Below are 9,496 nucleotides of genomic sequence, written 5' to 3'. Positions count from 1 at the left end.
CCTCCTGTAGTTAGTTCAAACTTCTCAATGTTAGTGACGCTTGTTCCTGTTGGGACGATAGGGGTGACACCAGTAGTATCAAAGGTAATCGCGGTCGTAATGTAAGTGAAGTCTTTATTTAGTGTATCAACGCCATCTCCGCCATCAATGGTGTCGTTTCCGAACCCGGCCTTGAGATAGTCATTCCCCGCACCGCCTATGAGAATATCATCCCCATTGCCTGCATCAATGGTATCATTGCCGTCTCCGCCATTAATGGTATTATTCCCATCTCCTCCATTAATGGTATCATTGCCTAAACCAGCATTGATATTGTCGTTGCCAGTTCCTGTGCTGATGCTATCATTTCCCTCCTCCACTAATGGTATCGTTTCCTAAACCACCTGTGATATTATCGTTGCCACTTCCTGTGGTGATGCTATCGTCGACAGCAGTGCCTGTGATTTGAAAGCGCTCGATATTGCTATAAGTAACTTGGTCATAGCTGCTGCTGTTGTAGGAAGCTACGAAAGATGAAGCTAATGAGTATAAAATAATAAAATAATAATAATTAGAAACACCACTGTAGTTATTACTAGAGTAGTCTAGGATTAATAGGTCATCCCCTGCTCCTCCATCTACTGTGTCTATTCCTCGCAAAGGGCTAATCGTATCATCCCCAGAAGTTCCTGTAATGGTGTCATTCCCGTTAGTTCCTGTAAAATTCTGCTGTTCTACCTGAATAACTTCCCCATTTACCGTAATCGTAGCGTGATCATCCTCAGCTTTCAAAGCCTGTAAAGTCCCAGAATCCAGACTTTCTCCCTGTACCAACGCTGCAAAAATCGCTCCTTCATCTCTGGGGGTGTCTATTTGATTAATTTGAGCATCTACAAAATGCCCAATTTCCTCTAACAGCGTACCAACCAAAGTTTCCGGTGTAGCTGTTGCGACAAAATTAACTGATAAATAAATCTTATTGGTGCTACTGGCATAAGCCCCGTTAGCGCCGCCAAGAATGCTACTATCAAGAATTTCAATTTGCGGAAGTTGACTAAAATCACCAGATAGCCACTGTAAACGCAGAATTTCCGCAACGCTGCGATTGTATTGTGTACCAAACGCGGTATCGAAAACCTGCCAGAAATTGTCTAAACCAGAAAAGGCGCTCAGTTGGTTATATGTCAGTGTCAGGGCAGAGTTGAGTATGGTATTCATAGATTTAATTAAGGTATTAATAGATATCTGAGTGCTGTAGGATGTGTCACAATTTGTAACACTTTTTAGTTAAAGACTATACACGCACAATTTTTACACAAATACTTACAAATGTCAAGCTCTATATCTATGCGACAAGTTAGGATATTTTTTTACTTGGTATTCACCAATGTCAATACTACTATCAATTTTTAACAGCTTATATTCCCATCAAATATGCAATTAAAATGAAGGTGTATAGAATCAAATTTCAAGAATTATTAACCGCAGATGGACGCAGATAAACGCAGATAAAGACGGATGAATTAATGAATTTCATGATTCTGTGAAGTTTTACATAAGTTTGGTATTATTGCTGTTTAACAACAAAAATGGGTAATTAGATATGGAAGACCAGCTTCATTACCAATTACCCATTACCAATTATTTAGGAATAACTTACAATTCCTGTAACTCCTTATTTGTAATCACACTAACTTGTGTACTCGCAACTTTTGCTGCTTGTAACATGGGAGTGTTAGTGACAGAATTATTAGCCAAAGTAAACAAGGGATTGGATAAAATTCCAGAGATAGTAGTAGCTATTAAAGTTACTATCAAACCCACTTGTAAAGGTCTAAGTCCTGGTAAATCCCAACGAACTTGGGGATAATTCTTGACTACTTCGGACATTTCTTGGGGTTCTTTAACTACCATCATTTTAACTACACGAATGTAGTAATAGATGGAAACCACACTGGTAACTAAACCGAGTAAAACTAACCAGTAAAGACCAGCTTGCCAACCTGCCCAAAATAGGTAAATCTTCCCGAAAAACCCAGCTAATGGCGGAATACCACCCAAGGATAAGAGAGAAATACTCAAACCCAGTGTTAAAAGTGGGTCTTTTTGATACAAACCGGAGTATTCAGAAATTTGGTCTGTTCCTGTTCGCAGAGAGAACAATACTACACAGCTAAAACCGCAGAGGTTCATAAACAGGTATACCAGTAGATAGAAAATCATACTGGAATAGCCGGCATCTGTTCCCGCAATTAAGCCAATCATCACAAACCCAGCTTGGGCAATAGATGAATAAGCTAACATCCGTTTCATGCTTGTTTGGGCTAGGGCGACAACGTTACCCAACACCATACTCAGCACCGCAAGGGCAGTGAAAACAAATCTCCACTCATCTGCCACGACAGGGAAAACGGTGGTTAAGAGACGGATAGCCAGGGCAAATCCGGCGGCTTTAGAACCGACGGATAAAAAGGCGATAACTGGAGTTGGTGCGCCTTCATAAACGTCCGGGGCCCATTGGTGGAAGGGGGCGGCGGAAATCTTGAAACCAATACCCGCAATTACGAAAACCAGGGCAATTACTAAACCTAGAGATTGACCAACATTTGCTGTGGCGATACCATTAGCGATCGCACTTAGTTCTGTTTGTCCACCGGATAAACCATACAGCAGGGAGACACCATACAAAAACACCGCTGTACTGGAAGCACCAATTAACAGGTATTTCAACGCTGCTTCATTGGAACGAGGGTCACGTTTTGTATAACCTGTCAACAAATAAGAGGAAATACTCAAGGCTTCTAAAGAGATGAAAATCATCACCAACTCATTAGCGCCGGATAAAAACATTCCTCCCAAAGTCGCAGTCATCAAAATGGCAATAAATTCGGCTAAAGGCGTACCACTTTGTTCAACATAGCGAATTGACATCAATATTGTTGACATTGCTGACAGGGCGATAATCCCCCGAAAGACAATACTCAGGTCGTCACCATTAAAGCTACCAGTAAAGGCAATGGGGTTAGTAGTATCCCATTGGAAGTATAGAGCAATAATCGCGGCTGTTAAACCGAGCGTAGCTAGATATCCAATCCAGCGTGCAGATGTCCGTCCCAAAATCAAATCAACAATCAAAACCCCCAAGAGGGTAATCATGACGATTCCCTCTGGTAAAATCGTTCCAGCATTTAACTGGGATGCAAAATTAGCAAAATCCATGAGATATATAGGTTTTAGCGATTAAACATTAGGGATAACACAAGTTTATTCTATCTATACTTCTTGACTAAAATTGCATTGATCTTTCTATCTTTAACAGTTGGAAATTCGTATATTTGATTTTAGCTATCGGTAAATGTACCGCAATAACTCAAAATAAACAGTCGAGTACATAACTGAACTGTTCAGCGTGGGGCGATTTTCTTGAAAGAGTTAATACCGTAGAAAGTAAACATGGCTTAAAGCACTTTATCTACCAGCCTGTAAAACTTGTTCGGCTGTCAGTTTGAAATTTGGGAATGTCGGCGAAGTAATGGATTGATTGCCTCGAATCTGCTGAATTTCATACTCTCCTTTGACTAAGGTACAAATGGAAAGGGTAGGTTGTTTCGGTTTCCCAATATGTCGAGTCCCACCTAGACCCGCATAATCCGCAATCCAATATTCAGGAATACCTAAAATTGCATAGTCTTCGACTTTACGCGCATAATCGTTTTGCCAGTTGCTACTAACTACTTCCATCACAAATTTAATCGAACTACCCAGCGTGAGGATTGATTGGTCATGCCAAAGTAGTTCTTTCGCAAGTTCATTGCGGTCAACTACCATAACATCAGGTCGAACTGCTGTCATACCCAAGTTAGAAGGACGTAGCAATCCTCGCTGAAGGACAAACCAATTTAAACATAAGGCATCAATTTGGGTGCAGATTTTTGTGGTGGTAAAAGCTGAAACTTCTTCATGATAGCCTGTTGGTTCCAAATCAAACACCTCACCATCAATCAATTCGTAGCGGTTACTGTCACCATAACGGACGATAAAATCGCCAAAACTTAGTAACTGCTGTTGTATTGGTATTTCGGTTGCAATGGTCATAGGTCAACTTAGCCCCATCAATATCATCACTCTAGCATTTTCGCTAAATCCATCCACTCCGAATTAAAAAGCGATCGCAGAGTTTGTCAAGGGTTTGCTTGAGCGACAGCATTGTGCTATCTAAATCACTTATTTTTCGCCCAATTGCTATGCTTACGGACTTTTCCAATCTCCGAGAGAACATCTTCTATTGAAAAATTCTGCTGTAGAACTTTTCTATAATTTTCCGTTAGAACTTTAATTTCAGATAGTCGATTTATGGGATCTTCTTTATCAAAATATCGAGCAAGTTCATTAAAAAAGACATCCCCATCATGGATGTTAACATCAATAACTATTTTTTCTTCTCCACTGAAACAATGCAGGATTTTTTCAACGCTTTTTCTGTCCTCAGTCGGGGTTTTCCCTGTAAACCATAACGTTCGATACTCACCTTCAGGTGTAGCGGGAAAATATTTAGGTTGGCTCTCACCTAAAGGTAAACGGCCCTGCAACAGTAGGTGTTGAGCTTCAAATAAAATACCAAATTTCCCTGGAAAGATACTGCGGTACACTTCTAAGAATTGGTTATCCAGTATGCGAAGCTCATCCATTAGTTCATAAGTCAGGTGTTCCATAACCTCAATATTTGACGCTTGACGTTTGAGTAAAGATGCAATCCGTGAAGGATTTAAAGAGAAATATTCTTGATTCCCCACTTTCTTATGGCTTCCTAAAGCAGCTTGAAGCTCATCAAGAAGAACTTGATAAAGTTCAATGATTTCATATGACTGTACTAAGATTAAATGTAATTGTGCTGCCATCTTGCGGTTTTTGTGCTTGCGAGACATTTCAGCAATTGCAAGGAAATCAATTTTTTGAAAGAAAAACTTAAGCAGTTCAAGCATTAATTCTCTCCAGGTATCGCCCCAATCGCGCTATGATCTAACATTTAAATTGAGCAGCAAACGATTCCTCATCGTGGTATCTATTTTAGTCACGTAAGGAATACGTGATCGCCTCCCAACTCAAAACAAAAATATCACAATATTGTCTAGTTTAATGTTTTTTATACAGTAATCGCCTATCAATTTCTTAACTTTGTGATCGCTTCGCTTACCGCAGGCATCGCCGATAACTTCTCTGGATTCAATAACGAAATTATTTTTACTCCGAAAAAATTGCTTATGTTCAGGGAAAAATAAGGTGCGTTAATGAAATGTAATCTAACGCACCCTACAGTATCTACTTAGAAAACGCTGGTTGGGTCTAACGTTTGAATAAATTGTTAGGCAGCAGCCGAAAGATGCTGGCCGCGGATGGTGATCTTAGCTTGTGGTTGATCAGTGATATGTCCATGAGCGACGAAACTATTATCAACGGAAGAAGTGCCATTTACCTCCAACACTAACTCCTTAGCAGGGCCAAAGACTGATTGAACAGAAGAATTCCATTGCTTGATTGTTAAAGTGGAATTGAACTCCCCGTCTTGTCCACTTTTAGTTCCGGTGTAAAAATAGCCGTGATCACCACCATTAACTGAGTTACCTTTGAATACTACAATACCTGCGCCGAAGTCATTGGAATTGGATGAGAAAGTGACGTGGTAGATGCCGTCTATCATGGTTGAAGCCTCTTTAGTTAGTATTTCAGTGAACTGCCAATTTATGTATTGTGTTATACATAAATTTATGACATTTTTATATACAACTCAATAGTAAGCATTACAGGCAAATCCTGTCAAGTTATAGGGAAATTTTCCGCATATACCCTGGTGTTATCCAAAATTTTTCTGTGTAGTTTCCCCCCTTTAGGGTATTAAATATAGGTTTTATATATAACATTCTATGGAGCAAAGTCCATCGCTATTCCTGTGAGTTGTGATTTTTAGGCGATAGCGAAGCGCTCCGTAGGAATCGCCTCAATTGTCTATCTGTTGAAGAGTTTGCGGTATGCGATCGCTGGTTGATTTTTTGCAAAATTGCGACATAAATGTTATGCTTGACGTAATACATAACATTTGCCTATGCCTCAAAAATATAAGGACAAACGCACAGCCGAATTTGCTGCGGGCGATCGTATCAAAGAATTTCAGGCATTTGAAAGACAAGCATACAAACGTCTATAAATTCTAGAAGCCGCACCTAATAAAGAATCCTTAATGGCAAAGCCCAAGTAACCGTTTTGAGGCACTGAGCGGAGATAGAAAAGGGCAGTATAGCATCCGCATAAATGACAAATGGCGTATTTGTTTTGAGTGGACAGAAACAGAAAATCGCCCATTTAATATCGAAATTGTTGATTATCACTAAAGGAGAAAACAACTATGGCACGACCTGCAATTCACGCTGGCGAAATCTTATCCGATGAACTAAAAGAGCTTGGGATTAGCGCATCAGAACTAGCGCGATCGCTCCATATACCCACAAATCGGATTACGCAAATCCTCAAAGGGCAAAGAGGTATCACTGCTGACACAGCATTACGTCTAGGACGATGGTTTGGCACTGGTGCAGAACTATGGCTTAATTTGCAAAAAGCTTATGAGTTACGCCTAGCCGAAGAGTTAGCCGGAGAAGAAATTCAAAATACGATTCAACCTCGTTCATCTATAAACAATCAGCCGTTAGTTCAAGTTTAGATAAATAAATTTTGAGTATCGGGAATGCGACAGCGAACCGTGTCCTAGTAATCGCTATTCCTGTAAGTCGTGATTTTTAGGCAATAGCGAAGCGCGACCTAGTAATCGCTTCAATTATCTATCTGTTAAATATTTACTGAGGGCGATAGCGAAGCGCGACCTAGGAATCGCTATTCCTGTGAGTTGTGATTTTCAGGACTAGGGATCGCTTTTTATTGGTTTTAGGAGGCGATTTAAGGTTCAGGTATCTCCAACTGACGACAAATTCTAAAAACGGTAAAGTCAACAATCTCTCTATGACGAGGAATTGCTGTACGACGACCGTTAAGGGGATTTTCCCAAATAGAATGTTCGCTTCCTTCTCTTAATAAATAACAGCCATGTTGACTGAGGTGACGTAACAAATCTCGACGTTTCATTAAGCTACAAAACTAGGAACAACTTGAACATGATTTGCTGCTGAGAAAATCAAATAAATTGGTTCCTCTAAATCCGCTTCGGGTTCCGTTAATTGTTCATTCGGCAACGGTAAAGATTCTCCCTGAGATAAATAAACCTCTGCCATATCAACTAATGCACTCGCCAAAGAACGACGGACTATAGATAAATCTTCTCCCCAAGAAATCGCTCCAGGAAAGTCTAATACTTCCCCATGAACTCCCTTGTCTAAAAACTTATACATTGCCTTATAAGTAAGCATGATTTATGTATCCTAGAGCAATAAACAATTCTCCTATTATAAAACACAGGCAATTGTGATGGCCAGTTTTTTTGGAGATGAGAGGCGATAGCGAACGCATTGCGTCCCGGAGAGAACTAGCGCGACCTAGTAATCGCTAATTTATAGCATTACTTTCAGTTAATAGACATCAAATTCTCAAAAGGATGCCGATTTTTCCAGCGGTAAGTATTAAAGTCCCGAAAATCAACAGATAGAATCTGCCCATGCCCCAAATGTTCGGCAAGAATAATCAATGAAGCGTCCACTAAATCCATTGGCAGGGAAATATATTGATTCATCAATTCACTGATTCTTTTCCCATCTTGAACCTTGAGATCAAAAACCTCAAAAGCACCAATTTCTAAGCTATGAATAAACGTCTGTTGAGCATTTGTGCCTGTACGTTTCAAGAGAATATGACAAGCTTCCGTAATCACACACCATGTTGTAACCAAAGGCTCATCAATCGTATCTAGAACTTCTTGAGCGAGAACATGATAATCATCACGGCGATTGATTAGTGCTATCCAAAAGCCAGAATCAACGATTACCATATTTTTCGTTAAGACTTTCAGTGAGATATTGCTTGTAATTAACCGACAAATCAGAGTCCCCTTCAGCACAACCAATCAGCCCTGATTCTCTAAGGAGTTGCAAAGGTTTTATAGGGGATTCTTGATGTAATTTTTCATAATAAAGATCGATCGCCACTTTCATAATGTCAGACACACCTTGATTTGTCCGCTGGCGAATGTAATTAAACTTATTAGCGCGATCGCTATCGAGCCTTGCATTAACTCTCATATTTTTGCTTGTCATAACTCTGTATGACAATACTATAGCTCAAAAAATTCAAAGTTAAGTAGTTATCAAATAGTTTCCTCATAGGGCGATAGCGAACGCATTGCGTCCCGGAGGGAACTAGTACCGCAGGGCGGAAGTCAAAAGTCAAAAGTCAAAAGTCAAAACGAAGACAGTATAGGCTTTTTAACGATTTAGAATGGTTGGTTTATTTATGCCGTGTTGTACTAGCGCGACCTAGGAATCGCTCTTTTCCTCGTATGTATCGTATATTAAGTATTAGAACCCAAATCAAATTTCTAAACTTCCAAAATTCATGTAAATACTACAAGGATTTAACTGTGATTACAAATGCTAGTAGCCTTACCCTTAGCAATCTCCGTCAAACCTTTGGCTTGAGACTCGACACTAGCGATCGCTTTTTTGATGAATGGTTAAATAATTCACCAACACTAACGGAAGCGGAACTACAAGGACTAGATCGCCTCACTCGCAACTATAACTATCTCAGTCAAGAAGAAGCGCCCCTTGAAGAAATTGTTAAGCTTGTTGTGGTGTCGCCATTGCTAGATTTGGCTGGTTTCTATCAATTTCCTTTTTTGGTAAAAGCAGAAGTAAGTACCAGTATCGAAGTTGCTGATGAAGCTAATGCTATAGCGGTTCAAGGCAGAATTGATATTTTGGTAATCCAAGATAGTTTTTGGATTTTGGTAATCGAATCAAAACCTGCAAGGCTGGACGTTACCGCAGGAATTCCCCAAGCACTTACTTATTTGTTGAGCGCTCCTAATTTGCAGTCAAGTTGCTATGGAATGGTGACAAATGGCAGAGAAGTATTGTTTTTGAAATGCAATCGCCACCAAGATGTCCCTCAATATACGCGATCTCACACTTATCGGTTACTTGAAAATACAGCAGAACGTATTCAAGTTTTACAGGGGCTTAAACAAATTGGGGCTTATATTGGCAGTTCAAGAAGTTAGGCGATGGCTCGAAGAATCTCATCAGGTATTAAGACGCTAACAATCAAGTTTGCAGGTATAATTTATATACTTTTAGCATTTCTTTATGTATAAGTTGATTTTGACACAGCACCTATAAAAAAATGGCAAATTAGAAAAATTAAGCTAATTTTAAATTATTTATTTCCCCAACCTTTAACAACTGTGAGTCTTGTACTATTAAATTCCAGGGGTAGAAACAGCTTGATAATTTCTACCCATAACTATCCATATATTACTGTTTGTCCAAGTCTTCAATAAGTTGATCAACAAATTCCC

General features: G+C 39.6%; 13 protein-coding genes. 3 read left to right on the top strand and 10 right to left on the bottom strand.

Annotated features, from left to right (window positions below; translation table 11 throughout):
* From AN490_RS15660 to AN490_RS15635, 6 genes are all read right to left on the bottom strand, one after another.
* Window positions 1-359 (bottom strand): calcium-binding protein (locus AN490_RS15660; RefSeq protein WP_300005193.1); only part of this gene is annotated, 359 nt, incomplete at its 3' end.
* Window positions 343-1,197, bottom strand: a complete 855-nt coding sequence (locus AN490_RS15655) for a hypothetical protein (RefSeq protein WP_300005190.1) — start codon at window positions 1,195-1,197, stop codon at window positions 343-345. The genes AN490_RS15655 and AN490_RS15660, both read right to left, overlap by 17 nt.
* 438 nt (window positions 1,198-1,635) lie before the next feature.
* Window positions 1,636-3,198: an NAD(P)H-quinone oxidoreductase subunit N gene (locus AN490_RS15650; protein ID WP_300005187.1), complete on the bottom strand. Its 1,563-nt coding sequence runs from the start codon at window positions 3,196-3,198 to the stop codon at window positions 1,636-1,638.
* Window positions 3,199-3,447: 249 nt separating this feature from the next.
* The gene (locus AN490_RS15645; RefSeq protein ID WP_300005184.1) at window positions 3,448-4,074 is read right to left on the bottom strand and encodes a Uma2 family endonuclease; all 627 of its coding nucleotides are present in this window, start codon (window positions 4,072-4,074) and stop codon (window positions 3,448-3,450) included.
* A 125-nt stretch (window positions 4,075-4,199) separates the two neighbouring features.
* Entirely contained in the window at window positions 4,200-4,961 is a 762-nt protein-coding gene (locus AN490_RS15640; protein WP_300005181.1) for a hypothetical protein, read from the bottom strand.
* Between the two features lie 380 nt (window positions 4,962-5,341).
* Window positions 5,342-5,677: a GrlR family regulatory protein gene (locus AN490_RS15635; protein WP_300005178.1), complete on the bottom strand. Its 336-nt coding sequence runs from the start codon at window positions 5,675-5,677 to the stop codon at window positions 5,342-5,344.
* Between the two features lie 568 nt (window positions 5,678-6,245).
* On the opposite strand from AN490_RS15635, the gene AN490_RS15630 reads away from it, so the two are divergent.
* On the top strand, window positions 6,246-6,365 hold the full coding sequence (locus tag AN490_RS15630; protein WP_366925049.1) for a type II toxin-antitoxin system RelE/ParE family toxin: 120 nt from the start codon (window positions 6,246-6,248) through the stop codon (window positions 6,363-6,365).
* A 14-nt stretch (window positions 6,366-6,379) separates the two neighbouring features.
* Window positions 6,380-6,694 (top strand): HigA family addiction module antitoxin, encoded by a 315-nt coding sequence (locus AN490_RS15625; RefSeq protein WP_039203333.1) that lies wholly within the window; start codon window positions 6,380-6,382, stop codon window positions 6,692-6,694.
* Between the two features lie 233 nt (window positions 6,695-6,927).
* On the opposite strand, the gene AN490_RS15620 is transcribed toward AN490_RS15625, so the two are convergent.
* From AN490_RS15620 to AN490_RS15605, 4 genes are all read right to left on the bottom strand, one after another.
* Window positions 6,928-7,113 (bottom strand): type II toxin-antitoxin system HicA family toxin, encoded by a 186-nt coding sequence (locus tag AN490_RS15620; RefSeq protein WP_053540596.1) that lies wholly within the window; start codon window positions 7,111-7,113, stop codon window positions 6,928-6,930.
* Window positions 7,113-7,394: a type II toxin-antitoxin system HicB family antitoxin gene (locus AN490_RS15615; RefSeq protein ID WP_039203329.1), complete on the bottom strand. Its 282-nt coding sequence runs from the start codon at window positions 7,392-7,394 to the stop codon at window positions 7,113-7,115. Before AN490_RS15615 ends, AN490_RS15620 begins: the two co-directional genes overlap by 1 nt.
* 155 nt (window positions 7,395-7,549) lie before the next feature.
* Entirely contained in the window at window positions 7,550-7,969 is a 420-nt protein-coding gene (locus AN490_RS15610; RefSeq protein WP_300005167.1) for a PIN domain-containing protein, read from the bottom strand.
* On the bottom strand, window positions 7,956-8,234 hold the full coding sequence (locus tag AN490_RS15605; protein ID WP_300005164.1) for a ribbon-helix-helix protein, CopG family: 279 nt from the start codon (window positions 8,232-8,234) through the stop codon (window positions 7,956-7,958). The genes AN490_RS15610 and AN490_RS15605 overlap by 14 nt, the downstream gene beginning before the upstream one ends.
* Before the next feature lie 323 nt (window positions 8,235-8,557).
* Here AN490_RS15605 and AN490_RS15600 point away from each other — a divergent pair, with 323 nt between their 5' ends.
* Window positions 8,558-9,199, top strand: coding sequence for a restriction endonuclease subunit R (locus AN490_RS15600; protein ID WP_168696513.1), 642 nt, complete (start codon window positions 8,558-8,560; stop codon window positions 9,197-9,199).
* Window positions 9,200-9,496: the final 297 nt, after the last annotated feature.

The organism is Anabaena sp. AL09 (assembly GCF_001672255.1).
GTDB lineage: Bacteria > Cyanobacteriota > Cyanobacteriia > Cyanobacteriales > Nostocaceae > Dolichospermum > Dolichospermum lemmermannii.
This window is presented reverse-complemented; position numbering and strand designations above follow the sequence as displayed.

What these genes read in the sequence shown, in the direction of transcription:
- AN490_RS15655 (WP_300005190.1), bottom strand. Translation starts at nt 1,197, where the DNA reads ATGAATACCATACTCAACTCTGCCCTGACACTGACATATAACCAACTG.
- AN490_RS15650 (WP_300005187.1), bottom strand. Translation starts at nt 3,198, where the DNA reads ATGGATTTTGCTAATTTTGCATCCCAGTTAAATGCTGGAACGATTTTA.
- AN490_RS15645 (WP_300005184.1), bottom strand. Translation starts at nt 4,074, where the DNA reads ATGACCATTGCAACCGAAATACCAATACAACAGCAGTTACTAAGTTTT.
- AN490_RS15640 (WP_300005181.1), bottom strand. Translation starts at nt 4,961, where the DNA reads ATGCTTGAACTGCTTAAGTTTTTCTTTCAAAAAATTGATTTCCTTGCA.
- AN490_RS15635 (WP_300005178.1), bottom strand. Translation starts at nt 5,677, where the DNA reads ATGATAGACGGCATCTACCACGTCACTTTCTCATCCAATTCCAATGAC.
- AN490_RS15625 (WP_039203333.1), top strand. Translation starts at nt 6,380, where the DNA reads ATGGCACGACCTGCAATTCACGCTGGCGAAATCTTATCCGATGAACTA.
- AN490_RS15620 (WP_053540596.1), bottom strand. Translation starts at nt 7,113, where the DNA reads ATGAAACGTCGAGATTTGTTACGTCACCTCAGTCAACATGGCTGTTAT.
- AN490_RS15615 (WP_039203329.1), bottom strand. Translation starts at nt 7,394, where the DNA reads ATGCTTACTTATAAGGCAATGTATAAGTTTTTAGACAAGGGAGTTCAT.
- AN490_RS15610 (WP_300005167.1), bottom strand. Translation starts at nt 7,969, where the DNA reads ATGGTAATCGTTGATTCTGGCTTTTGGATAGCACTAATCAATCGCCGT.
- AN490_RS15605 (WP_300005164.1), bottom strand. Translation starts at nt 8,234, where the DNA reads ATGACAAGCAAAAATATGAGAGTTAATGCAAGGCTCGATAGCGATCGC.